Source organism: Natranaeroarchaeum sulfidigenes, from assembly GCF_017094485.1.
Taxonomy (GTDB): domain Archaea; phylum Halobacteriota; class Halobacteria; order Halobacteriales; family Natronoarchaeaceae; genus Natranaeroarchaeum; species Natranaeroarchaeum sulfidigenes.
In genome coordinates, this window is record NZ_CP064786.1 from 1,098,871 (window position 1) to 1,123,431 (window position 24,561).

The 24,561-nt window shown below is 62.4% G+C and carries 26 protein-coding genes; 16 read left to right on the top strand and 10 right to left on the bottom strand.

The genetic code is table 11. The features are described from left to right. The first annotated feature begins 38 nt into the window (after window positions 1–38). A complete protein-coding gene (locus AArcS_RS05800; RefSeq protein WP_238479537.1) occupies window positions 39–2,222 on the top strand; it encodes a GH32 C-terminal domain-containing protein in 2,184 nt (727 codons plus the stop codon). Here the strand turns inward: AArcS_RS05800 and AArcS_RS05805 are convergent. The 4 genes from AArcS_RS05805 to AArcS_RS05820 form a co-directional block, all read right to left on the bottom strand. After that, window positions 2,219–3,004, bottom strand: coding sequence for an ABC transporter permease subunit (locus AArcS_RS05805; protein WP_238479538.1), 786 nt, complete (start codon window positions 3,002–3,004; stop codon window positions 2,219–2,221). The two genes, AArcS_RS05800 and AArcS_RS05805, sit on opposite strands and share 4 nt — an antisense overlap. Next, window positions 3,004–3,909 (bottom strand): ABC transporter ATP-binding protein, encoded by a 906-nt coding sequence (locus tag AArcS_RS05810; protein ID WP_238479539.1) that lies wholly within the window; start codon window positions 3,907–3,909, stop codon window positions 3,004–3,006. Before AArcS_RS05810 ends, AArcS_RS05805 begins: the two co-directional genes overlap by 1 nt. Before the next feature lie 72 nt (window positions 3,910–3,981). Continuing rightward, window positions 3,982–5,265, bottom strand: a complete 1,284-nt coding sequence (locus AArcS_RS05815) for a glycoside hydrolase family 68 protein (protein WP_238479540.1) — start codon at window positions 5,263–5,265, stop codon at window positions 3,982–3,984. Between the two features lie 89 nt (window positions 5,266–5,354). Then, window positions 5,355–5,507, bottom strand: a complete 153-nt coding sequence (locus AArcS_RS05820; RefSeq protein WP_238479541.1) for a C2H2-type zinc finger protein — start codon at window positions 5,505–5,507, stop codon at window positions 5,355–5,357. A gap of 286 nt (window positions 5,508–5,793) precedes the next feature. Between AArcS_RS05820 and AArcS_RS05825 the strand changes: the two genes are divergently transcribed. Continuing rightward, window positions 5,794–6,864, top strand: a complete 1,071-nt coding sequence (locus tag AArcS_RS05825; RefSeq protein WP_238479542.1) for an archaeosine biosynthesis radical SAM protein RaSEA — start codon at window positions 5,794–5,796, stop codon at window positions 6,862–6,864. 136 nt (window positions 6,865–7,000) lie between these two features. Further along, entirely contained in the window at window positions 7,001–7,132 is a 132-nt protein-coding gene (locus AArcS_RS15850) for a hypothetical protein (RefSeq protein WP_259372678.1), read from the top strand. A 2-nt stretch (window positions 7,133–7,134) separates the two neighbouring features. Here AArcS_RS15850 and AArcS_RS05830 read toward each other — a convergent pair whose 3' ends face one another. Further along, the gene (locus AArcS_RS05830; protein ID WP_238479543.1) at window positions 7,135–9,399 is read right to left on the bottom strand and encodes a PAS domain-containing sensor histidine kinase; all 2,265 of its coding nucleotides are present in this window, start codon (window positions 9,397–9,399) and stop codon (window positions 7,135–7,137) included. Window positions 9,400–9,564: 165 nt separating this feature from the next. Here AArcS_RS05830 and AArcS_RS05835 point away from each other — a divergent pair, with 165 nt between their 5' ends. From AArcS_RS05835 to AArcS_RS05865, 7 genes are all read left to right on the top strand, one after another. Continuing rightward, window positions 9,565–11,139 (top strand): ABC transporter substrate-binding protein, encoded by a 1,575-nt coding sequence (locus AArcS_RS05835; protein WP_238479544.1) that lies wholly within the window; start codon window positions 9,565–9,567, stop codon window positions 11,137–11,139. Window positions 11,140–11,200: 61 nt separating this feature from the next. Next, the gene (locus AArcS_RS05840; protein ID WP_238479545.1) at window positions 11,201–12,190 is read left to right on the top strand and encodes an ABC transporter permease; all 990 of its coding nucleotides are present in this window, start codon (window positions 11,201–11,203) and stop codon (window positions 12,188–12,190) included. Next, the gene (locus AArcS_RS05845) at window positions 12,187–13,173 is read left to right on the top strand and encodes an ABC transporter permease (RefSeq protein WP_238479546.1); all 987 of its coding nucleotides are present in this window, start codon (window positions 12,187–12,189) and stop codon (window positions 13,171–13,173) included. The genes AArcS_RS05840 and AArcS_RS05845 overlap by 4 nt, the downstream gene beginning before the upstream one ends. Further along, window positions 13,170–14,387, top strand: a complete 1,218-nt coding sequence (locus tag AArcS_RS05850) for an ABC transporter ATP-binding protein (RefSeq protein WP_238479547.1) — start codon at window positions 13,170–13,172, stop codon at window positions 14,385–14,387. The genes AArcS_RS05845 and AArcS_RS05850 overlap by 4 nt, the downstream gene beginning before the upstream one ends. Next, on the top strand, window positions 14,384–15,760 hold the full coding sequence (locus AArcS_RS05855; RefSeq protein ID WP_238479548.1) for an ABC transporter ATP-binding protein: 1,377 nt from the start codon (window positions 14,384–14,386) through the stop codon (window positions 15,758–15,760). The genes AArcS_RS05850 and AArcS_RS05855 overlap by 4 nt, the downstream gene beginning before the upstream one ends. Window positions 15,761–15,840: 80 nt before the next feature. Further along, entirely contained in the window at window positions 15,841–16,032 is a 192-nt protein-coding gene (locus tag AArcS_RS05860) for a hypothetical protein (RefSeq protein WP_238479549.1), read from the top strand. A gap of 50 nt (window positions 16,033–16,082) precedes the next feature. Then, the gene (locus tag AArcS_RS05865; protein WP_238479550.1) at window positions 16,083–16,475 is read left to right on the top strand and encodes an SHOCT domain-containing protein; all 393 of its coding nucleotides are present in this window, start codon (window positions 16,083–16,085) and stop codon (window positions 16,473–16,475) included. An 18-nt stretch (window positions 16,476–16,493) separates the two neighbouring features. Here AArcS_RS05865 and purQ read toward each other — a convergent pair whose 3' ends face one another. Continuing rightward, entirely contained in the window at window positions 16,494–17,174 is a 681-nt protein-coding gene (purQ, locus tag AArcS_RS05870) for a phosphoribosylformylglycinamidine synthase I (protein WP_238479551.1), read from the bottom strand. Continuing rightward, entirely contained in the window at window positions 17,171–17,422 is a 252-nt protein-coding gene (gene purS / locus AArcS_RS05875) for a phosphoribosylformylglycinamidine synthase subunit PurS (RefSeq protein WP_238479552.1), read from the bottom strand. Before purS ends, purQ begins: the two co-directional genes overlap by 4 nt. 208 nt (window positions 17,423–17,630) lie before the next feature. Between purS and AArcS_RS05880 the strand changes: the two genes are divergently transcribed. After that, entirely contained in the window at window positions 17,631–18,614 is a 984-nt protein-coding gene (locus AArcS_RS05880) for a formyltetrahydrofolate deformylase (protein ID WP_375139636.1), read from the top strand. 12 nt (window positions 18,615–18,626) lie between these two features. Here the strand turns inward: AArcS_RS05880 and AArcS_RS05885 are convergent, their stop codons facing one another. From AArcS_RS05885 to AArcS_RS05895, 3 genes are all read right to left on the bottom strand, one after another. Then, the gene (locus AArcS_RS05885; RefSeq protein ID WP_238479554.1) at window positions 18,627–18,965 is read right to left on the bottom strand and encodes a hypothetical protein; all 339 of its coding nucleotides are present in this window, start codon (window positions 18,963–18,965) and stop codon (window positions 18,627–18,629) included. A 231-nt stretch (window positions 18,966–19,196) separates the two neighbouring features. After that, window positions 19,197–19,634 carry a DUF7112 family protein gene (locus AArcS_RS05890; protein WP_238479555.1) on the bottom strand — a complete coding sequence of 146 codons (438 nt, stop codon included), beginning with the start codon at window positions 19,632–19,634 and terminating at the stop codon, window positions 19,197–19,199. Between the two features lie 94 nt (window positions 19,635–19,728). Continuing rightward, on the bottom strand, window positions 19,729–20,115 hold the full coding sequence (locus AArcS_RS05895; RefSeq protein WP_238479556.1) for a 30S ribosomal protein S6e: 387 nt from the start codon (window positions 20,113–20,115) through the stop codon (window positions 19,729–19,731). Between the two features lie 221 nt (window positions 20,116–20,336). Here AArcS_RS05895 and cbiT point away from each other — a divergent pair, with 221 nt between their 5' ends. The 5 genes from cbiT to AArcS_RS05920 are packed head-to-tail and all read left to right on the top strand — an operon-like array spanning window position 20,337 to window position 24,559. Beyond that, window positions 20,337–20,903: a precorrin-6Y C5,15-methyltransferase (decarboxylating) subunit CbiT gene (gene cbiT, locus AArcS_RS05900; RefSeq protein ID WP_238479557.1), complete on the top strand. Its 567-nt coding sequence runs from the start codon at window positions 20,337–20,339 to the stop codon at window positions 20,901–20,903. Beyond that, the gene (locus AArcS_RS05905) at window positions 20,900–21,661 is read left to right on the top strand and encodes a cobalt-factor II C(20)-methyltransferase (RefSeq protein ID WP_238479558.1); all 762 of its coding nucleotides are present in this window, start codon (window positions 20,900–20,902) and stop codon (window positions 21,659–21,661) included. Before cbiT ends, AArcS_RS05905 begins: the two co-directional genes overlap by 4 nt. Further along, window positions 21,658–22,581, top strand: a complete 924-nt coding sequence (locus tag AArcS_RS05910; RefSeq protein ID WP_238479559.1) for a cobalt-precorrin-4/precorrin-4 C(11)-methyltransferase — start codon at window positions 21,658–21,660, stop codon at window positions 22,579–22,581. Before AArcS_RS05905 ends, AArcS_RS05910 begins: the two co-directional genes overlap by 4 nt. Then, on the top strand, window positions 22,581–23,567 hold the full coding sequence (gene cbiG / locus AArcS_RS05915; RefSeq protein WP_238479560.1) for a cobalt-precorrin 5A hydrolase: 987 nt from the start codon (window positions 22,581–22,583) through the stop codon (window positions 23,565–23,567). Before AArcS_RS05910 ends, cbiG begins: the two co-directional genes overlap by 1 nt. Further along, the gene (locus tag AArcS_RS05920) at window positions 23,564–24,559 is read left to right on the top strand and encodes a precorrin-3B C(17)-methyltransferase (RefSeq protein WP_238479561.1); all 996 of its coding nucleotides are present in this window, start codon (window positions 23,564–23,566) and stop codon (window positions 24,557–24,559) included. Before cbiG ends, AArcS_RS05920 begins: the two co-directional genes overlap by 4 nt. Window positions 24,560–24,561: the final 2 nt, after the last annotated feature.

A 24,561-nucleotide genomic window follows, 5' to 3' on the forward strand; every position in this document is an offset into this window, starting at 1 on the left:
CGTTACATCTATTAGCCTCTGGTAGAGAGAACCACTAGATGACCGATCTTCCGGATTCCGTCGGGTTCCTGCTGGCGGACGAACCGTCACCCGAACAGCGCGCCGCGCTGAACTGGGCGACCGATGCCGGAATCAATACCGACCGGGTCGAACTCGACGAGCTTTTAGAGGGCTCTGACTCCCTGTCACGCTACGAGGTCCTCTGGTGGCACCGTGACGAACCGACCGACACCGCCGAACAGTTGAATGACTGTCGGGACCAGCTCTCTCAATGGGTCGCTGATGGAGGTGGATTGTTGCTCTCGCTCCGAGCCCTCGAAGCGATCGAACCACTTGGTATCGATCCTGTCGCACCAGATGCAACCGGGAACATCGAACCGGAACACGAGCTCGGTCTGCTCTGCAAATCGATCCACGCTAACAGCCCAGTGTTCGAGGAGTTCGACGCACTCCGCATCCCAACCCGTGCCGCACACGGAACTCAGCAGTTCGCGCGATACGATGCGGTGTTACCCGAACACGGGGAGGTGCTAGCGAGCACGATCCGTGCTGGCGAAGATGTCCCAGACCAGCCTGCACTGATCGGCTGGCAGTACGGGGATGGTGACGTCGCCGGCCTCGGGACCGCGGTGACCTTTGCGGGCGCGACGAACGATCGCTGCGTTCACAACCGGACACGGCTGTTCCGTAATTTGCTATCGGTTCTGGCCTGCGAACAGCGACTTACTGATGGTCGGCCAAAAGACGTCAATCAACTGGAGACGATGCGCGAGAATCTGTCGGATGACCGCCACCGTCCACAGTATCATATCACTGCCCCCGCGAACTGGCTGAACGATCCGAATGGCCTCATTCACTGGAACGGCGAGTTCCACGTATTCTATCAGTACAACCCCGGCGGCCCGTACCACGACACGATCCACTGGGGGCACGCGGTCAGCGACGATCTCGTACACTGGGAGGATCGTCCGGTCGCGCTTACCCCCTCCCCTGATGGCCCGGATCGGGACGGCTGCTGGTCCGGCTGTGCGTTCGACGATGATGGTACGCCCCGGATCATGTACACCGGCGGTCGTGATGAACTGCAGCTACCCTGCCTGGCGACCGCCGCGGACGACGACCTGAACGCCTGGCAGAAAGATCCCGAGAACCCGATCATCGATACGCTCCCGGTGGATCCTCCGCTCCGGTCGACGGAACACTGGAAAGCCGAGTTCCGGGATCACAACGTCTGGCGAGAGGACGACACCTGGTATCAACTAATCGGCTCCGGTGTCGAAGGAGGTGGTGGAACCGCGCTGTTGTACTCCTCGACGGATGACGAACTACGTCAGTGGTACTACGAGGGGCCGATCCTCACGGGCGATCCCGAACAGGACGGCGCGATGTGGGAGTGTCCCGAACTGCTGGATCTCGGCGAGAAACAGCTGTTGCACATCTCTAACTACGACGAGGTCCGGTACTATCTGGGCTCGTACGAGAACGGCGAGTTCGAGACCGAACGAACCGCCCAGCTCGATTACGGTGACTTCTACGCCCCGCAGTCGCTCCGGGCCGACGACGGCAGGATACTGACCTGGGGCTGGATCTGGGAGGCCAGAGACGAGAGCGCTCAGTGGGATGCGGGCTGGTCGGGGGCACTTTCGCTCCCCCGTGAACTCGACCTCGACGACCGTGGGCGGCTTCGCCAGCGCCCGGCAAACGAACTCGAATCCCTTCGTGAACGCCACGTCCACGAGGGGGGTTGCTCCCTCCACGACCAGTGGCTTGACCTCGATACGGACGGACTGAGCTACGAGCTATCGGCCGAAATAAAGCTCGACGATGCCGAAGCCTTCGAAATCGTGATCGGCGAGTCTCCTGATGGTGAGGAGCGGACGCCGATTCGGTATACCCGGGATAGCGAACTCGTCGTCGACCGAAGCCACTCCAGCCACGATGAGCGTGCCTCGAAGGCACCGGATCGTATGCCGATCGCACCGGTCGACGAACCGCTTTCGCTCCGGCTGTTCGTAGACGGCTCGGTTGTAGAACTATTCGCGAACGAACGCCACTGCCTGACGACGCGAATCTATCCCACACGGTCAGACAGCGACAACCTGTCGCTCCACGCGAAGGGTGGAACGGTAGAGCTACTCGATCTCGACGTCTGGGAACTCGGCCGGGCGTGGACCGAAAGCGAAGAATTGTCGGGCGAACAGGCCCCCGGTCAAACCGACTAGACGTCTTTTCTGGTGAACCAGACTGCGCTGACCCCGACGAGGACGAACGTCATCAGCATCAATGTTGCAGCTCCAGCGAGGTCGTAGGAACTCTCCAGCAGGATTTCGTTCGGATCGAAGTACCGCATTGGTGCGACTGCCCCGATAGCCTCGTAGTCAGTTCCGTTGAGCAACGATTCGAACAGGAACAGCGCGAAGGTTCCACCGAGCGCGACCCGCTGGGCAATACTGGTTCGGTCGAACGCGACCGAACAGAGAATGCCGATTCCCGCGCAGGCGAACAGGTACGGAATCGAGAGCAGATGAATCGCTGCCAGATCGGCAATCGATATCGACTCGCCGATCAACTCGACGCTTGCGAGGACGACAGGCGGAACGAGCACGTTGACGAGGAGGATCGGTACGGCAAGCGACGCGAACTTCTCGGTGAGAAGCCGTCGTCTGGTAACTGGCATGGCCAGTAGCGTGTCCATCCGCCCCCGATCGATGTCATCGGCGATGATTCCGGCCGCGCTGTAGGCCAGATACAGTCCAAGCAGAATAGTCCAGCCGAAAACGTACAGCTCAAAGGCCAGAAATCCCTCGATCGAGGCCATCGTCTCGATGTCGAACAGCTGAATGAGCTGGGGTGGGTACGCCTCCAGCAGTTCGTCCTCGTCGAAGGAGTCGCTAAAGGAGGGGTACACCCAGATCACGACCGCGGCGAGTATGGCCATCCCAGCGGAGAGATAGACACTGCCTTTGATTCGTTTCCGTCCGTCGTAGCGCAGGAACTCGAACATCAGTTTTCACCGTAGAATTTCAGGAAGACGTCTTCGAGCGGGGCCTCTTCGATCGATAGATCGAGAAGTTCGTACTCGCCAAGGCGAGTCAACAGCGCGTTGATATCCCCGGTAAACGTGAACGTACACTCGGTGAACGTGTCGGGCCGGTCACCGTCGACCTCACCGAACTCCGGATCGTGAACGCCGTCGATATCGAGCGTACCGATCGGAATCGGCGCATCCGCATTGACTCTCACCGATTTTCCGGTCCGCTCGAGGAGGCTGTCGATCGGTTCGATCGCCGCCAGCTGCCCATCGCGGATGATTCCGACCCGGTCACAGAGCCGGCGAACCTCGCTCAACACGTGAGAAGAAAAAAACACTGTGACGCCGTCCCGCTGTTCGGCGCGGAGGAACTCCGCAAAGCGTTGCTGGAGGAGCGGGTCGAGGCCGCTGGTCGGCTCGTCAAGTACGACGAGATCGGGGTCGTGCATGAACGTCGTCACGATGCCGAGCTTCTGGACGTTTCCACGAGAGTAGTCCCGCACTGGTCGGTCGAGCGGAGGCTCGAACAGGTTGAGCAGTTCGTCACGGCGTTCGTCGCCTTTCACTGCGGCGTGCAGATCAAGGATCTTCGTCCCCGTCGCGTCCTCATCAAATCCCGGCTCGTCCGAGAGGTAGCCGATCCGGCGTTTGGCCTCGATGAGTGCGCGCTCGTCGGTGGCGTCATGGCCGAGGACTCGGGCGGAGCCACTCGTCGGAGAAATAAAGCCAAGCAGGGTCCGGATCGTCGTGGTCTTTCCGGCTCCGTTCGGACCGAGATAGCCGAAGATCTCGCCAGTCTCGACCTCGAAGGTGAGATCGTCGTTGGCGAGGACGTCGCCGTAGTCCTTCGTCAACCCATCGAGTTCGATAGCTGCCATACCGGTGGCTACTCCCGGCGAGTATTTGATTGTGAGGGTGAACTGATAGAACGCGATGGGGCCTGGTGGATTTCAGTACTCGCCGCCGTCTTCGCCAGTCAGGCGGTACTCGGAGAGGAGTTTGGGGAGGTCCTCCTCGGGGAGCGGGAGATGCCCGTGTTCGAGTGTGCCGATGATCCGCGTCTCGGCTCCCGAGAGTTCGATCCGGAGGGTGGGCGCGAGCGTCCCGCCGAAGCGCCGTTGCTGTTCTTCGGGTGGGAGCCCGGCGACGTCGTCGAGGGACAGTCCCCGGAGATCGTAGTAGTTGAAGAAGCTACTGACCAGAATCTCCTCGCGGTGGGGATAGGCGAGCCAGGAGTAGGTCTGGAACGGTGCGCTCGCGGGGTTGGTCGCGACCAGTCCGCTCCCGTTCAGTGGCTCGTACTCACCGCGCAGGGAGTCAGCGACGAAGCCATAGAGAGCGTCGTACCCTTCGAGCCCTGGGGCGAATGTATGTTCGTGACTGGAGATGAAGAGGTAGTACGAGCTATCCCGGACGATCATGTGCGGTCGTTCGAGCTCCTGGTTCGTACAGACGCCTTCGAGCAGCGGTTCGCGCAGGTCCCAGTCAGTCGGATCACCGGTTTCCGAGACGGCGAGGCCGACACTGCCGTTGAATTCCTCGTGGACCGGGTCGCAGTCATAGGGGTTGTCCCCCTCCGGGACGGGTGTGTTGGCCTCGAAGAGTAGACAGGTTTCGCCGGTTGCGGGGTCCTCGAAGAACCACGGATCTCGAAAGGTGTAGATCATTCCGCGGGACTGTGCTTCGCGCTCGTAGTACTCGCCGTCCGGTTCGAGGATGATTTCGTGGGACCACGGGCCGTCAATTGAGAGGCCGTCTTCGTCAGTGTCGATCGTACCCCCAGCGCCGACCGCGATGCGTTGGTGGTAGCTCAACTCCTCCTCGTCGCGGTAGCCCGCGGCTGTGTAGTAGAGGTAGACGGTACCGTCGTCGTACAGTGCGGAGCCAGCCCACTGTCGAGAGCCGAAGGCGTTGTCGTCGAACGCCGTCCCACCGCATGTCCAGTTCTTTCCGTCGACCGAGTAGAAATAGCGGATCGTCGCGACGTCGTGGCGCTTGCCCGGCAGTAGCTCTTTGGGCGCACTCAGCGAGAAGATGACGCGATAGCCGTCTATCTCCGCGATCGATCCGTCGCGGTTCCGCAGGAGCCACGTATCCCAGATATGGACTTCGTCATCGGTCTCCTCCTCGGGCGGGTAGACGATGGGGCCGACCGTTGCATCGGTCCGCTCGATCGTCGCCGCCTGTTCACGTGTCCAGCGCGGTGTTGACCCGTCGGTCGTCTCGTCAGTCATACCCACATATGGGTGGAGGGGTGAAAAAACGATTCCGTTTTTTGGCTATCGATAACAACTGGCGTTGTAAATGATCTATCCAGTCCGGGTCAGTGCTGTTCGTGGATGTGATCGCGAAGCGCGTCCGCCTCGTCGAACGATGTGTCACATTCCGCACAGGTGTTGTGGTGCAGTGCGACGTGCTGGGTGACGCCGGCTGCCGAACTGAACTCCGAATCGCAGGTGGAACAGGTATATGCCATTACGTTATTAACTCAAGAAGAGGAGCTTAAAAAGAGTTGCTAGGAAACTACTGCCGAACGTTGTTATCCGAGGCTATCTCTCCGGGTGGTGCGTTAATAACACGGACATCTATCTGAGCTATCTGGCCCCGCTGTTCCGTTCATAATTTGACTCCGGCTGTTCTCCAAACTACGTACCGGTCACCGGTGGCATATCTCGCGCTCACAGGCAGTCTGCAGTGATCACTACATCTCTCGACTCGCCAAGCCGAAGCCGCTTTACCGCCCGCACCGCTACGGTGGATCAATGAGCAAGCCGAGCCCCGAAGTCTACGAGCAGGGAAAGGGTATGGACGCCCACAACAAGGTGATGCGGGAGATCCGCTCGGAGAAAGACGCGACCTACGACCCACACGAGCCGACGCGGGTCTGGATCGACGAGGACAACACGCCCGACGGCGTCTACCAGAGCCTGACGATCATCCTGAACACAGGCGGCTGTCGCTGGGCGCGGGCCGGCGGCTGTACGATGTGTGGCTACGTCGCCGAAAGTGTTGAGGGCGGGAGCGTGAGCCACGAGGCGCTGATGGATCAGATCGACGTCTGTCTCGATCACGAGGACAGCGAGGCCGAGGAGCGATCCGGCCTGATCAAAATCTACACCAGCGGCTCCTTCCTCGACGAGCGCGAAGTCCCCGCGGAGACGCGTCGGGCCATCGCCGAGACGTTCGCCGACCGCGACAGGATCGTCGTCGAGAGCCTCCCAGACTTCGTCGAGCAGGGAAAGATCGAGGACTTCACCGGGCAGGGACTGGAGACCGATATCGCAGTAGGGCTCGAAACCGGGACCGACCGTGTCCGGCGGGACTGCGTAAACAAGTATTTCGAGTTCGAGGACTTCATCGCGGCGAGCGAAGAGGCCGACGCCGCAGGCGCGGGAATCAAGGCCTACTTGCTGATGAAGCCACCGTTCCTCTCGGAGTCCGAGGCGATCGAGGATATGATCCGCTCGATCGAGAAGTGTGCGGAGTACGCCCATACCGTCTCGATGAATCCCTGTAACGTCCAGCGATACACGATGGTCGACGAGCTCCACTTCCGTGGTGGCTACCGCCCGCCGTGGCTCTGGAGCGTCGCACACGTTCTCGAAGAGACAGCAGACGCCGACGCCATCGTCGTCTCCGACCCGGTCGGCCACGGGAGCGACCGCGGGCCACACAACTGTGGGGACTGTGACGACCGCGTCCAGCGTGCCATCAAGGATTTCGACCTGCGCCAGGACCCGAGCGTCTTCGGGCAAGTGACCTGCGAATGCGAGCGCACGTGGGAGGCTGTTGTCGAACGGGAAACGACCTTCAACGGTCCACTCACGCGATAGCTACTCAGAGTATCCAGTGGCTACGGATTGCTGTCGACTCTTTTCCGAGCAGTACGCGTTTCGTTCGATCCGGTATGGGGCGTGTACTGAATACAGCTCTTCGTCGAGTGGCTACTGTGCTACGAGGTGAACTGCGGTGACACAATCGGAACCGGAACACGCGGAAGTCGAACTCGTCTATCATGCAGATGGCGGTCTCGAACTCCGCGACGGCGTCGATACGGATCGGTGGATCGCGACCGACTCACCAGTCGAAGTGCGACAGTAGTGCTACTTCGGTTCGAGGTCGTCCTCGGTCAGCGCCTTCGGTACCGTCAGGTGAACGCGAGTTCCGTCGATCCCCTCGGTCTCGAACGAGAGCGTCCCGCCGGACTGCGTGACCACCCAGTTTACCAGCCACAGTCCCAGTCCGCTGGCGTGGCGTAACTGTGTAATCTCGCGATCCTCTTCGAGTAGTTCTCGCTCTTCCCGTGGAATCCCCGGCCCGTCGTCCTCGACTGTCACTGTCACTTGCTGAGCGTCGTTGACGCTGACCGTGACATCGACCGCGGGCTCATCGGTATCATTGTGGACCACAGCGTTATCGAGGACGTGATAGATAGCCGTCCTGAGCATGTTGTCCGACCGGGCGTGTGCGCTGTCAGGCGTCGACACGGTGAACTCTACGTCCTCGTGTTCGTTGTCGACTCTATCGACCATCGACTGGACGCCCTCGACGACATCGACCGATCCGAGGTCCCGCTCGTCGTGTTCGAGCGTCTGCTCGACGGCACGGGTCTTCTCTGCAAGCGATATCAACTCGTCGGCACGTCGTTTGATCGTTTCGGCGTAGCCGTACTCGTCTCCTGTGGACGATTCGAGCATCTCGGCACAGCCTTTGACGATGTTCATTCCGTTTCGCAGGTCGTGTCTGAGCACCCGATTTAGCACCTCGACCCGTTGTTGCTGGCGTTTCCGCTCGGTGATATCGGTGTAGACGGCGTAGGTCAGCGGACTATCCTCACCCAGCTCGACCGGCACAACGGTGAGCAGGAACTCGCGTCGCCCACTCGATGTCTGGCGCTCGACTTCGGTTTCGATCAGTTCTCCACGTCGCCCACGCTCGTTGAGTTCGTCCGCCCGATCGGTACCCTCTGGTGGCACAACGAACCGATCGATCGATTCGCCCCGAAGTTGGTCCACATCGTAGCCGAACGTCCGCTCGAAGGCGGGGTTCGTATCGAGGACGATCGGCTGGTCGCCCTCGTACCTGATACTCGCGACGGGATCGGGGACGTTTTCGAACAGGGCGGCAAAGCGGTCGCGCTCGTCGACGAGTTGTGCTTCCGCTTCGATCCGTTCGATGGCGTTCGCGACGTGAGCGAACAGCAGCTCCGCGATCTCGGCGTCGTCGTACCCGAACCCATCGGAGTCGAGAACGCCAGCCTGGAAGAGCCCGTTTTCGCCAACGGGCACGCTGAGCAGGGAACGGATATTCGTCTGTCGAGTCTCGTCTCTACGCTCGTGGAGATCGTTGACGACGAACGTCCTATCTCCACGTACCGTCCGCTGGTGGATCTGTTCGTCGAGACAGCAGATCGGAAACGCCTCGATATCGATCCGTGGATCGGTGACGTGCCAGCGTGGCTGGCCGTCGTGAGTAGTCTTGAGACAGCATACGTCGATGTCCAGAACATCGATCACTGCGTCGAGCGCGATATCGTCGATCGTTTCGATCGCCCGCGTGTTCTCCAGTTGTGTCGCGACCCTGTGGACGCTCTCGACGTTGCGCTTTCGTTCTCGCAGTTCCCTCTCCAGTTGTTTTTGGTCTCTGATGTCTCTGACTGAGCCCACCGTCCCGTTGAAGGGCTTCTCACCGGGTAACAGGGACATGACGACTTCGCAGGGGACTCGGTTGTCGCTTCGCGTGACCAGCTCGATCTCGTAGGTCGTTACGCTCGGGCCCCCCTCATCGAGCATCTGCTTGATGAGCGTTCGTCCCTGTACGACATCCTCGTCGGTCATAATCGCCGAGACGTGCTTGCCGAGTAGTTCCTCGCGAGAGTAACCCGTCATCGAGGCAACCGCGTCGTTGACCATCGTGTAACACCCGTCGGTGTCAAGCGAATAAACGCCATCCGCGACGGTTTCGATGATCAGGTCTCGCTGTTCAAGCTCCCGCCGTTCATCCGACAGCCGTGTCGAGTCGGCAGAGACGACGGTACCGATTCGCTCGACGAGTTGAGACTCGATCTCTTCGGGACCGACGTAGGCGTCGACACCGGCGTTGATCGCAGCTGCGAGGTGAGTTTCATCCCGAGGCCCACAGAGTACGATCGGGAGCGAACTCTCTTTGTCGACCGTCTCTTGCCACAGCTCACCACCTTCGGTCGAGACGTACACGATACAGTCGGCGTACGACCGGGCGTCTGACATGGAAGTTCCCGAATCCTCGGCGGCAACAGTGGTGGCACCGACGTCTTCGAGCGTCCGAACGACTCGATCACGCAGCGGTGAGGACGCTCCGACCATCGACACAGTAAGTTCAGCTAACATGCGACAATTCTGCTCTGGCTCTGTCAAGACACCCAATTACCTTTAATCTTTGAGCTGGCCGCAGGAGGCTGATTAATACAGTACATATTATTTAGGTTGTTTATGACTTCACATCACTAGTGTAAGTACAAAACTATATGTATATGTAGCTCGCGACTTGTTCATATGCCACACGGTATCAATACAGACCGGCGGACGTTTATGAAATCGGGGGTCGCCGCGGGGACGCTCGTAACCGTTGCAGGGTGTCTAGGAGAGGACCCGGACCAGGACGAGTTCACCGTCACACTTTCACAGTTCCCTGATACGATCGACCCGCTGGATCACATCACCGGCGACTACTTCGACGTGTACGACCACATCTACGAGCCGCTATTCGACTTCGAGCCGGGAGAAGGGATCTTCCCCCGCGTCGTCGATAGCTGGGAAGCGACGGAGGACGGCGTCACCGAACTCCAGCTTATAGACGACGTGGTGTTTCACAACGGCGACGAACTGACTGCCGAAGACGTCGCCTGGACGATCAACCGAACGGTCGACCCTGATCTGGGTGTTCCGAGCCCGATCGGTACCTTCGGACTCGGCTCGATCACGGGCGCGGAGGCCGTCGACGAGACGACACTCCAAGTGATGCACTCCGCGTCGGCGGGTCTCGCGGAGTTCGAGTACGGAAACTACGCGCGAGCGATCCCCAGAGACTGGGCGATCGATAACCACGACGCAGAAAACGAGGCGATTAGCGGCTCCGATGCCGAGGACTTCAACGGAACTGGTCCGTACGAGGTCGTCGATTTCACCTCGGGCGAAGAGATCGTTCTGGAACGGTTCGACGACTACTGGGGCGACGAACCACCGTTCGAGCGCGTGGTATTCAACGCCGACGGGGAATCCAGTGGGCGAGCGGCCGCGCTCGAAACGCAGGAGACCGATCTCACGATCAACATCCTCCCTGAGGACGTCGATACGGTCGACGCCGCCGATGGCGTCGAGATCCGGGACGTCACGAGCTTCCGGACGGTCTTCTGCCCGATGAAGAACACGGTCGAGCCGTTCGATAGCCAGGAGTTCCGGCAGGCAATGAACTACGCCGTCGACAATCAGGGGATCGTCGATACAGTCCTGAGCGGTTTCGGCGAGGCCAGAGGACAGCCTGTCTCACCGGGGATCAACGGGTTTAACGACGAGATCGAGCCGTACGCCCAGGACGTAGGAATGGCAGAGAGTCTCGTCGAAGAAAGCGGATACGGCGGCGCGGAGATCGAGCTTCAGGCACCACAGGGTCGCTATCTCAACGACGCCCAGATCGCCGAACAGGTCGCCGACCAGATCGACCAGCTCGACAACGTTAGCTGTGACGTGAACATCGGCGACTTCGAGGTCGTCTCCGACGCGAATCAGGCGGGCGTCGATCCTGACGAGTTCGAGATCCCGTTCTACATGATCGGCTGGGGCGTCATCACGGGCGACACCGATTACGGAGTGCAGGGATTCTTCAGGATCCCGGACAACCCCAACCGGACCTTCGAAGACGAAGAACTGAGCGACGCGATTCTGGAGAGCCAGCAGATCGACGATCCGGACGAGCGTCGCGCCCAGCTCGAGGAGGTCAACCGACTCGCACACGAGAAAGCGCCGTTCGTGTATCTCCACACACAGGAGAGTATCTACGGCATCAAAGAGGAGATCCAGTGGGATCCCCGCGAGGACGAGACTGTCTACCTCTGGGAGATGGAGCAGTAAGTGACGCGGCGTTCCCACATCGACATCCCGTTCCCGCAATGACAGCACCAGCGGTGTACCCATGACGAGCGCGAAGTTCCTCGTCCGACGGCTACTGCAGGGTATCGTCGTCATCTGGGGAGTGGTGACGATCATGTTCGGACTACGGGCCGTGTCGCCCGGCGATCCGGCGAACCTGATGCTCGCAGAGGGTGCCAGCGATGCCCTCATCCAGCAGGTCCGACAGGAGGAGGGGCTTGACCAGCCGATCTACGTCCAGTACTTCGATTACGTACAGGGACTACTCGTCGGCGACTTTGGCTACTCGTGGCGCTCGAACAGGGAGGTCGAAGCCATGGTCATCGAGCGGATCCCGGCGACGCTGGAACTGGCAGTCGCCGCGACGATCGTGGCGATCGTCATCGCCATCCCGCTCGGCGTGATCTCGGCGACGCGCCGTAATGAGCCGGCAGACTACGGTGCGACGCTGTTCTCGTTGCTCGGTATCTCGACGCCGAACTTCTGGCTCGGGTTGATGCTGATCCTCGTCCTCGGCGTCTGGGCCGGTATCCTTCCGACCGGTCGCCGACCCGTCGGCCTCGCCGAGGCGATCATGACGTTCGTCCAGTACGGGTACGCGGGTGATCTGGTCACCTGGGTTAGATACATCACGCTTCCGGCGATTACACTTGGAACCTACTTTACGGCGCTTATCACCCGGCTCACGCGGAGCGGGATGGTCGACGAACTGGGCAAACCCTACGTCACGGCCAGTCGGGCGAAGGGACTCCCCAACGTGCTGGTCCGGTACAAACACGTGTTACGGAACACGATGATTCCGATCATCACCGTCCTCGGCCTCCAGCTCGGGACGCTGATGGGCGGGGCGGTCATTACCGAGACCGTCTTCAACTGGCCGGGACTGGGACTCCGACTCATCGACGCCTTGCGCATCCGCGACTGGCCACTCATGCAGGGGATCGTGGTGTTTATTGCGATCGCGTTCGTCTCGATCAACATCTTCGTCGACGCCATCTACGCGTCGCTGGATCCACGGGTGGGAGACGAATGATCTCCGATCGTGTTCGATCGAACCTCACATCGACGTTTTCGGAGAGCCTGCTCCCCAAGCTCGGACTCCTGTTGCTGGTTTCGATCGTCCTCATGGCGGTGTTCGCACCGATGCTGGCGACCCACGACCCGACGCGGACCGGCCACTACAGCGATCAGGGCGCGCCGTACCCGCCGCCGGGGTTCGACTACACCACCCAGATCTCACAGGACGGTGAGATTGAGGTCGAACCGACGAGTGAGCACTATCTGGGGACGAACACTGCCGGACAGGACGTCTACTCGCGGTTCGTCTACGGCGCGCGCGTCTCGTTGCTGGTCGGGTTTACGGCGACGGTGCTTGCCCTCTTTATCGGCGTACCGGTCGGGCTCGTCGCAGGCTACTACGGCGGCCGCGTCGACGACGTGCTGATGCGGGTTGCGGACACGATGCTCGCGTTCCCCGCACTCGTGCTTGCGCTGGCGCTGATCGGAATCTTCGGCGAATCCCCGATATGGGTGCCCGATCCGATCGTAGTCGCCGGTCTGGCTCCGGGGATGCCCGAATCGATACCGATACCCGGGACAGTGACGATTGTCGCCGCGCTCGTCATCTGGGTGTGGTTCGCTCGCGTTGCGCGCGGCGAAGCGATGTCGATCCGGTCCGAAGGCTATGTGAAAGCTGCACGGAGTTTCGGCGCTAGCAACCGGCGGATACTGATCGATCACGTCCTGCCAAACAGCCTCACGCCGATCATCGTCCTCGCGACGATCCAGGTCGCAGTGATCATCCTACTGGAGGCTTCGCTCGCATATCTCGGCTTCTCGGGCACGACGCTCTCGTGGGGCTACGAGATCGAACGCGGGCAGGACGTCCTCCGAACCCGTCCGTGGGTCGCGATGTTCCCCGGAATCGGGATCGTACTGGCGGTCATTAGCGTTAATCTGCTCGGCGACTGGTTCCGCGACGCGCTGGACCCGAACATCGAAGGTGAAGGACATTGACACGAGATCTGCTTCGCGTCTCCGACCTCTCGACGCGGTATTTCACACAGGAGGGACAGGTAAACGCCGTCTCGGATCTCGATCTACGGATCGAGGGCGGCGAGGTATTCGGGATCGTCGGCGAGAGCGGGAGCGGGAAAAGCGTCACCGCCCGTTCGCTCGTCGACCTGATCAATCCGCCCGGACGGATTACCGGGGGTGAGATCTGGTACCGTAACGACGACCTCGCGGATGGGGTTCGAGGGGACCACCCCGACGCAGTTGATGGTTCGTTCGTCGACCTTCGGGGGATCCCCGAGGGGATTAGAGACTCCCTGCGTGGGACGTCGTTTAGCATGATCTTTCAGGACCCCGAGAGCAGTTTCAACCCGAGCCTGACCGTGGGCGAACAGCTCGCGGAGGCGGTCGAGGTCCAGCGCCGAGCGAGCCCGAATCCCCGATCCACGCGTGCCCGAACGAAATCGGCGGAGTACTCGCTGGGGTCGTACGCGCTGTCGACCGTGATGCCGTCGAAACGGTACGTCTCCCCCGAGAGTCACGACCGTGCCGTCGAGTTACTGGAGCTGGTCGGGATCCCTGATCCGGGCAAACGCGCCGAGGAGTACCCCCACGAGTACTCCGGCGGGATGCTCCAGCGCGCGATGATCGCACAGGCCATCGCGGGCGAGCCCGACGTGTTGATCGCCGACGAGCCAACGACCGCACTCGACGTGACGATTCAGGCGCAGGTGCTGAACCTGCTCGACGATCTCCAGGCCGAAACTGGGATGACTATTCTGCTAATCACCCACGATCTGGGCGTGATAGCCCGGATGTGTGACCGGGTGGGCGTGATGTACGCTGGGGAGATCGTTGAGCGGGGGACGCTCGAAGACGTCTTCGACGGGCACATCCATCCCTACACTGCTGGCCTGCTCGGGAGTGTCCCCGAACTCGACTCGGCAGGCGGGGCGCTGACCCCGATTGAGGGGAACGTCCCGAGCCTGCTCGATGCCGAGATGGCCGACCGCTGCCACTTCGCGGACCGGTGTCCGAAGGCAATGGACGACTGTCTCTCACACCCGCCCGAATACGACGCTGAGGGTGCCGATTACCACACTGCTCGATGTGTCCTCGCCACACGGGACTACGACGAGGCTGATGCACTACCACAGGACTACTTCGATGCCACCGGAGATACGGACGACCCCGTACAGATGGAGGCTGACGAATGAGTTCCGACGATGCCGACCCCTCTGTGTCCGCCGAGACCGACACCCTCAACGCGGCCTCCGCGGCCGACGATCAGGTACCGGAACCGCTCGTCCGGGTCCGAAACCTCACCAAGTACTTCTGGGAGCAAGACTCCCTGCTGGACCGACTGTTCGGCGACGAACCGGTGCCGGTTCGTGCCGTCGACGGCATCGATTTCGACGTCTACCGCGGCGAGACTCTCGGGCTGGTCGGCGAGTCCGGCTGTGGGAAATCGACTACCGGCGAGACGTTGCTCCGGCTTCAGGAGCCGAGCGACGGTCGCGTCGAGTTCGCGGGCGAGAACGTCTACGAACTCTCGGGTGAGAACCTCGATGCGTTCCGACAGGACGCACAGATCGTCTTTCAGGACCCCTTCTCCAGTCTCGATCCGCGAATGACGATCGGTGATACTGTCCGGGAGCCCCTCGACATCCACGAGGTCGGGACCGCCGACGAGCGCCGCGAGCGGGTCCGTGACCTGCTGGAGCGAGTGGGCCTGTCGGCCGACCAACTGGATCGCTACCCCCACGAGTTCTCCGGTGGCCAGCGCCAGCGTATCGGAATCGCTCGTTCACTTGCACTCGAACCCGACTTCCTCGTGCTGGACGAGCCGACAAGCGCCCTCGACGTCTCGGTGCAGGCGCAGGTGCTGAACCTGCTCGACGACCTGCAGGATGACTTCGATCTTACCTATCTGCTCGTCTCCCACGACCTCTCGGTGATACGGCACGTTTCCGACCGGGTCGCGGTGATGTATCTCGGCGAACTCGTCGAGGTCGGACCCGCCGAACAGATCTTCGAGGACCCGAAACATCCGTACACGCAAGCGCTGCTGGAGAGCGTTCCACGAGCCAGCACTGACGAGCAAGAACGCGATATCCGGACGCTCAAGGGAGACGTCCCATCACCACGAAACCCGCCGAGTGGCTGTCGTTTCCGTACACGGTGTCCGCAGGTCATCCCGCCGGACGACGTCGACATCGAGCAAGCGGAGTTCCGGGCAATCATGAACGTCCGCGAGCGGGTTGAGAGTCGCTCGGTTGAGATCGAGGAGCTCTGGGAGCAAGTCAGTGATGGGGATGCGAACGAGGACGAAGCCTCCCGCGACCGGCATCGGGCCGAGTTCCTTGATCGCCTCGCCGATCGCCTGCTCGACACGTCGCTGTCGGAACCACACCGCTCGCGCGTCGAGGAGACCTTCTCTCACATCGCCGACGAGGAGTGGGAGGCTGCCGAGACGCTGCTGCGCGAGCACTACGAGAGTGTCTGCGAGACGACGACCCCGCAGTTACAGGCCGAACGGCATCCCGTCGCCTGTCATCTCTACGAGGGGGCGAAGCCTGATAGTGATTAATATACTGCCGGCGGAATATTTTAGGAATATATGGATATAAGGACAGAACGCTTATCTACCAGTGAGTCTCTGTAACATGCATGAGTACGACGGAACACGACGCGGAATCGGGGCGCTCGAACGGCATGGAGGATCAATCAGTCGAGTTTCTGCATGATGACCGAGTCGACCCGAACGAGGTGACGCTGTTCACGCCCGGCGACGACAGCATCGCAACGGAGTGGATCACGGCTGACGTACGTACCGCAGTCGCCCTCGACGACGTTCGCTGACGGTTCCCCAGTCCGAAACAAGTTTGCGCCGGACACCCGAACGATGGCGCATGGTCGCGGATCCCGACGAAGGCCTCGTCACCGATCTGATGCTCGGGCTGATGGTCGCGTTCGGGTTCGACATCATCCTGCTCCTTGGAGTATTCTGGATCGCCGGATTCGTCCCGTTTACCGCGTTTCTCGGCGGTACAGTACTAATCGTCGGCTGGTACGCCGCCTGGATCGGCTACCGGTGGTGGGCGCTTAGGACGGCCGAGACGACCGAGGCAGACCCCGTGAAGGAACTCAAAGGCAGGTACGCAAGCGGCGAGCTCACCGAAGACGAGTTCGAAACGAAACTGGAGACCGTGATAGACGATCAGAACGCAGGCGACGCCGTCGGTCGGGACGAGGTCACGGAGCGGGGACAACGCGAGCAGTCAGCCGGTGGGTCCGAGCACTAACCCCTTCGCTCGAACCGACTACTCCGCGGCAAACCCTTCGAGCACGCCCTGGCCCTCGGTCGCGCCGACGTCCGGAAGCGTCGCGCGCTCGGGGTGGGGCATCAGCACGGCGACGTGGTCGTTTTCACCGAGAATCCCCGCAACGTTGTCCTTCGAGCCGTTCGGATTCGCTTCGTTCGTCACGTTCCCCTCGGCGTCACAGTACCGGAAGAGCACGCGGTCGCTGTCACGCAGTTCCGCGAGTTTCTCGTCAGTGATCTCGAAGCGCCCTTCGCCGTGGGCGATGGGGATTTCGATCACGTCGCCCTCCTCGTAGGCTGCGGTCCAGGGCGTGTCGGCGTTCTCGACGCGCAGGTAGACGTGTTCGCACTGGAACCGGGCGCTCTCGTTGGTCGTGAACGCGCCCGCGGTGAGTCTCGATTCGGAACCGATCTGTGCGCCGTTGCACACGCCCAGTACGGGCGTTCCCGACTCGGCTGCCGCCCGGACGTCGTCCATGATCGGCGAGCGCGCGGCCATCGCCCCTGCCCGAAGGTAGTCCCCATACGAGAAGCCGCCGGGGAGCATGATGCCCTCGGTCTCTTCGGGCAGGCCGTCCTCGTGCCAGACGATTTCGGCGTCGATGCCCAGATGATCTAGCGCGCGGATGGCGTCGCGGTCGCAGTTCGAGCCGCCGAATCGAATTACTGAGACCGTCATCGTTCGTCGACGTCGACCTCGTAGTCGTGGATCGTCGGGTTGGCGAGCAGTCGCTCGGCCATCTCGTCGGCTTGCGCCTGGGCGTCCTCGGCCGAGTCGGCGTCGAGATCGATCTCGAACCGGTCCGCCGAGCGGAGTTCGGAAAGCTCGAAGCCGAGGCGTTCGAGCGCCTGCTTGGTCGTTTCCGCTTCGGGATCGAGCACGCCCTGCTTGAGCCGCACCGTGACCGTGGCGGTGTAGGCAGTCATCGCGTAAACGTGGCCGTCCGTGAGCAAAAACACTTGTGACTTGCCCCGCGTATCCACGTACGTGGATACTGAACGCCCCTCTCAGACGAAAGGGGCCGACGCGCGAGCAGGCCTCACCGGTGGAAGACCGCCGAAAACAAGCCTTTTTACTGCCGCCGCTCAGGATCGATATGATGGACGTAGCTGATCCTGCCCGGAGGTGGTGGCGATGACGAACGACTTGACCGAGATTACGGTGATCGGAGACGACGCCACCGGACTCATCGCGCAGTTCACGACGCTGATGTTCGAGCGCGGGATCAACATCGAGGACCTCGATCAGGCGGTCCGAGACGGACTCTTCCGCATGACGATGACCGTCGACACCGAGGAGATGGTCTGTACGGAAGAAAAGCTCCGACACGACTTACAGGAACTCGCGGACGAACTCGATGTCGACGTGCAGGCCCGGTTCCCCGCCGATCGGGAGACCCAGCAGATCGCGGTGCTCGTCACGAAAGAATCTCACTGTCTCGAAGCCCTCTTCGAGGCGTGGGCAAACGACACGCTCGGCGCGGATATCTCGGTCGTCATCGGCAACCACGATGACCTCCAGCCGCTGGCCGAGCAGTACGGCGTGCCCTTCTTCGATATTGGCGACGAGAAGGGTACCCCCGACGAGGAAGAGCTCCTGGATCTGCTCGCCGAGTACGACGCCGACCTGATCGTGCTGGCGCGATATATGCGCATCCTCAGCCCGAACGTGGTCTTCCGCTACGAGGACCGCATTATCAATATTCATCCGAGCCTGCTCCCCGCGTTCCCGGGCGCTCGTGCCTACGAACAGGCCATTCAGGAGGGGGTTCGGATCGCCGGGGTGACTGGCCACTACGTCACGACCGACCTCGATCAGGGGCCGATCATCACCCAGCGCGCCTTCGACGTCCCCGACGATGCGACACGCGAGGATCTCAAAGAGCGCGGTCAGCCACTGGAAGCCGATGCCCTCCTTGAAGCCGTGCGTCTGCACCTGAACAACGACGTGTCGGTCCATCGTGGGCGGACGAGCCTGCGTGAAAAGGCCGAGGGATACCAGCTCGGCCTCACTGAGGAAGCCCGGAAGGCCAACCCCGATCGTCCCGTCGATGGACTGGGCGAGGCTGTCGCCGGGAAATCAGGTGTGGACGCAAAAAGCGAATCCGCGGACGATTAGCTGAACGAGTTCCTACGCAGATCGACGCCGGGCGTTTTGTCTCCGTATTGCCTGATACGACGCCGATACCGTAATTGCCACGAGGAAATATCCGAGCGAGATGGCCAGGACGAGTCCGATTACGGAGTTAAACAGGGCTTCGGGCAGCACTGCCGAGAACAGGATAATCCCCGGGAGCGTGAGTAGCTTTATGAACACGAGATCGAAGACTGCAGCCAATTCATGTGGTATCCAGAGGCCCGAGGCGAGCCACGCAAATCCACCGATAGCGATCGGCCACAATATAAAGAAAACGCCTGCAGTCAGCCGACCGAACAGGATCGGCCGAAGCAAGGGGAGGGCCTGAGACATACTTGAATGTACGATAGCTGTTATTATAGCTGTTTCCCTCAACCAATCCCTGCCGTCTCGTCAGCGGACTGACGCCCGAAAGCCGTCAGTGGTAACGGTTCATGACTCCTGCTGGTGATCGGCCGACAGGAGTCGAATTATCAGTTCCGCGGGGATCGTACCAGAGTACAGTGATGTCCGCTGTCACGCCCACTCGTTGAAGATCGTTCCACTGGGCCACTGGTGTACGAGTTACTGCTCTTCGAGCCTCTTCGCGATTGACGCCAGAGTGTCATCGGGTGATTCGGTCGCCTCGTAGACCACGCGCTCGCCGGGCGCTCGGAGCCCGTATTTGAATCCCGGCTCGATCTCGTCGACCAGTACCGAACCGCCCAGCTCTAGCCCTGCCGCCTCGACCCATTCGACGAGTCGGTTCGGGGCGGAGCCGGGTTCTCGTGCGAAGGATGGGTCGTCGTAGACGCCCGGAATCCGGGGTCCGCTCGTGGAGTCGGTGATCCTGGCGTGTCGCTCGTCGCCGTCGATGACGACACGAACGACCTCGTTCGCAGGGTACTCGACCGACGAGTCGTCGGGCAGTTCGACGGCCGGGCGGGAGGTCCCGCCTCGACGAACCAGCGTGGCCCGGTCGGTCGTAATCGAATCGTGATCGGAGGGGAGCCGGTCTGCCATTGTCCGGTATTCCGCCGGCTTCGTATATAAACACCGTGTCGATATGGCAGGTGCAGCTGCTCTGCAGGAGTGTGGATCGAGAGGAAAGACCGCCTTACTCCTCGTCGGTGAACAGCTCGTCGACGTCGCCGTCACCGTATGCGCTGATCTTGGCGTTGATCTGAGCGACCGCGTCGCTGACTTCTGCGCCGCGGACGGTGACACGCTTGCGTTCGCCGTCACGGGACGGCTCGTAGCCGACGCCGCCAGTCAGAAGCACTTCACGGAGGTTCGGTCCGGAAACATCTTCGCGCATCGGTCGTCCGGCGTCGTCGGAGCCGCCGGTGAGCTCGAGCTCGAAGCCGTCGAGACCGACCGCACCGCCGTCGACCGTCTCGCCAAGCGATTTACCGAGGAACCGGTTGGCGTCCTGTCCGTCTACGTCACGCTGATACGTCGCGCCCGTCTCGGGGTCGGCGACGACGACCTGAAAGTTTGCCATACCCGGAATCAATCGGTGGTGACTCAAAAGCGTATTGAAACGGCGTTCCCAGGGGTCGGCCGCAGGACCGACCGACAGGACAGTTGTCATCTCCGCTGGGTGAGGCTGGACGGAGCCGACGCTCGTGGACTGAGGGTCGGAACCGCCACACACGCAGACAAGAGAAATTTCCTTAGGACAAGCAAAATTGTTTTACATGGTGCCGTGTTTGGTAGTCAACGATGCAGGCCACACGACTGCCGAACGACGCGAAAGCCGGCCCGACGAAGCCGGCGGTCAGGGCCGTACTGGAACGCAAACTCGCGCTCGGGCCCGAGGACCACTTCGTCGAGGTCGGTTCCTGTACCGGTGCCGTGACGATCGAAGCCGCCCGGCGGGCAGGGCGGGTAACGGCGCTCGAACGCAAACCGGAACGTCTGGAGACGACGCGGGCCAACCTCGACGCGAACGAGTACGACGCGGCTGTCGAGCTGATACATGCCGAGGCGCCCGAGGGGATCCCCGAGGACGGTGACGTGCTCTTTCTGGGCGGCTCGCGCAACTACGAGTCGAACCTCGACGCCGCGCTGGAAGCTGGCTACGACCGGATCGTGATGAACGTCTCGCGACTGGAGGTTGCCGGGGAGGCGGCCCGCGCGTTTCGCGAACGGGGCGTCCTCGACGAGGTGCTCAGTCTCCAGGTCGCGAACGGCTACGATCTGGCGGGCGCGACGAGTTTCGACGCGAACAACCCGGTGTACATGCTCGTGGCCGAACCCGGTGGGGAGTACAGGGGGGACGAACAGTGACCCTCTACGGTATCGGCCTCGGTCCCGGCGAGGCCGATCTGATCTCGGTCCGGGGCAAGGAGGTGCTCGAAACGGTCGACGTCGTGTACTCGCCCGGTCGGCTCTCCCGTGCGGTCGCGACCGAACACGTCCCCGAAGAGCGGATCGGCGATCTCGATTTCCCGATGACGCGCGACGAGGAGAAGCTTCGATCGGCGTGGAAGGAGGCGGCCGCCGAGATCGCACCGAAGGCACGCGAGGGCGACGCCGCCTTCGTTACGCTCGGGGATCCGAACGTCTACTCGACGTTCGGCCACCTCCGGCGGACGCTGGATGCCTTTCACTCTGACGTCGACGTCGAGGTCGTCCCGGGGATCAGCGCGATGACGGCCTTTGCGACCGCGCTCGACGTCGAAATCGAGGCGGGAGCGGGGCTCTCGCTCCGGGAGGCAGACGGGGGAGCCGCGCCGACCGGTCCCGATCGACTGATCCTGTTCAAGGTGACCGACGCGCCCGAAACGGCCAGAAAGCTCGACGAGGCGGGCTACGATGTCCGGTTCGGCCGACGGCTGTTCATGGACGCGGGCGAGACGGTGATCACCGAGGATCCCGCGGAGATCGACGAGCGTGACTACTACACGCTGGCGTACGCCGAGCGCCGTGATCTCGACACGAGCTCGGCGACCGACGAGTTCGAGGTCGAGACGACGATGGACGAATCCGAGACGACGACGGACGAACGCGGGGGAGAGGCGGCAACTGACGGAGGACAACAATGACTGAAGAATCCGACCCACAGGACGCCATCGACTCGGCCGGCGAGTCCAAGGCGGACGCGCTCGACCCGCGCGTCGCCGAGTACACGGCAGGCCAGAAACAGGAGGGGATCCCCTTCATCGGCGCGGGCCCCGGCGACCCCGGGCTGTTGACCCTGACCGGCAAGGAGCTGGTCGACGAGGCCGACCTCGTCGTCCACGCCGGCTCGCTCGTCTCCAGCGAACTGCTGGAGGAACACTGCTCGCACGCCGAACTCGTCAACTCCGTTGGCAAGGACCTAGAAGAGCTGATCCCGCTGATGCGGGATGCCTACGAGGACGGCGAGAACGTCGTTCGTCTGCACAGCGGCGACCCCGCCATCTACGGCGCGGCGCTCGAACAGATCGACGCGCTCGAACGGGAAGGCGTCCCGGCGTACATCGTTCCGGGGGTCACGTCCGCGTTCGCTTCGGCAGCGACGATGCGCACCCAGCTGACGCTCAACGAGGTCGCCAATCACGTCGCCTTCACCCGGCCACAGGGGAAGACGCTCGATCCGGAAGACGATCACATCGCCGACTTCGTCGGCATGGGCGACGTGACGACCTGTATCTATCTGGGCACCCACGCGATCCCCGAGACGATGGATCGGCTGCTCGAACACGAGGGCGTCGACCCCGAGACGCCGGTCGCCGTCGTCTATCACGCCTCCTGGCCCGACGAGGACGTGATGGTCGGGACGGTCGCCGACATCGGCGAGCAGGTCGAGGCGGCCGGCTACCGGGCCTCCGCGATGGTGATCATCGGCGAGGCTGCCACCGGATCGGGCTACGAGCGATCCTACCTGTACGGCGACTGGGCGAACCGGGGCGGTGACGGTGAGGGGGATGCGGCGGAGTACCCGGACGACGGCAAAACGGCAGAACCGGAGGTTGACGACTAATGAGCACTGACGACACCACGGAGGAAAGTAGTACGGACGACTCGGGCGGCCACTGTTCGACACCCGATTCGGACGGGGAGGTCGCCGAGGAGATCGCGATCATCAGCTTCGGGCGCAAACTCGACACCGCAGAAGAGATCGTCGAGGGGATCGGCGACCGCTACGAGACGATCGACATCATCGAGTACCACGGCGACGTGTTCGCCGAGCACTGGGGCGAGTACGACTGCTTCGTCGGGCTGATGGCATCCGGGATCGCGATGCGAAAGACCGCGCCCTTGCTCGACGACAAGTGGGACGATCCCGCGATCGTCGTCGTCGACGAGGAGCTCACGTGGGCGATCCCGATCACGGGCGGGCACCACGGCGCGAACCAGGTCGCCGATGACCTCGCATCGCTGGGTGCGGTGCCGGCGATGACGACGGCCTCGGAGGCGGCCGGCAAGCAAGGCGTCGAGAAACAGGCGAAAGCGCTCTCGGCCCACGTCGTCAACGGCGATTCGACGGTCGCGACGAACCTCGCCGTGCTCGAGGACGAACTCGGCCCGGTCGAACGGCTCGACGGCCCAAGCGCCGTGCTCGTCGACGACGACGTGACGGTGCTCAAGCGCAACATCGAGGACGGGGTCGTGCTCGGCACCGGCTCCGTCTCGGGGGCGGACAAAGAGCGGTTTCTGGAGGCGTGGGACCACGCGCTGGAATCGGTCGATCGCGACTGGGAAGACGTCGAGTTCGTCGCCACCGCGACACGGAAGGAAGACGAAGAAGGCCTGCTCGCTGCGGCGGCCGAGCGTGACGTCGGCGTCGTCGCCTTCGACAGGGAGACGCTGCTCGACCACGAGGGACCGACCCCCTCGAAGGCCAAGGAGCTGATCGGCTGGCCGGGCGTCGCCGAGGCGAGCGCCATCGCCGGCGGCGCAGAGCACGAACTCGCACTGGAGAAACAGAGTCACGAGGAGGAAGTGACGGTGGCGGTCGGCAGATGACCGGGGCGGACGCCGCACCCGGCGGGGCGACAGAAGCCCCCGAGGGGATGGGGACGCTGTACGTCGTCGGTATCGGCCCCGGCCTGCCACATCAGATGACCCAGCGAGCGCGGGCGGTGATCCGGAACGCGGACTGTGTCATCGCCTCGAACCTCTATCAGGAGTTCCTCCGCGAGGACGGGACGATCCCACCGAAATCGCGGACCGAAGACGTGGAGCTCGACGATTCGTCGGCCGCTGACGGCGACGACGCGGACCGGGAGACAGCGACCGCCGGCGGCGTCGCGGCGGTCGCCGAGACCGCCGCAGCGAACGGCTGGTCGCCCGGAAAGGCGGCGACCCATTCCGATGGCGAGACCGTCGAGATCGTCCGCTCGTCGATGGGCCAGCAGATCGAACTCGCCCGCGAGGCGTTCGAGCGCGTCCGCGCCGGACAGGACGTCGCCCACGTCTCCGGCGGCGATCCGAACGTGTACGGCAAATCCGATCTGGTGTATCTGATGGCCGAGGAGGAAGACGCCGACGACGTGCCCCTCGAAATCGTCCCCGGCGTGACGGCCGCACTCGGCGGCGCGGCGATGGTCGGTGCGCCGCTGTCGAACGACTTCTGTACCGTCTCGCTGTCGGACAAGTGGCGCGGCTGGGACGAGATCGCAGAGAAGCTCCGGGCGGCCGCCGTCTCCGGGTTCGTCGTCGTGCTCTACAACTGCTGGCGGGACTACGAGCGTGCGATCGACGTGCTGCGGGAACACCGGACCGACGACGCGCCGGTCGCCATCGTCAACGACGCGGCACGCGGCGAGGCCGGCCGGAACCTCGAGGACGAGACGTACACGCTGACGACGCTCGGCGAGGCGACCGAACACGACGAGGAGGTCGGCGGCATGGGGACCTCGCTCATCGTCGGTAACCACGAGACCGAGGTCTGGCGAAACGATTACGGAGAGTTCCTCGTCACCCCGCGTGGCGGGCGAGACGTCGACGACTTCTAATC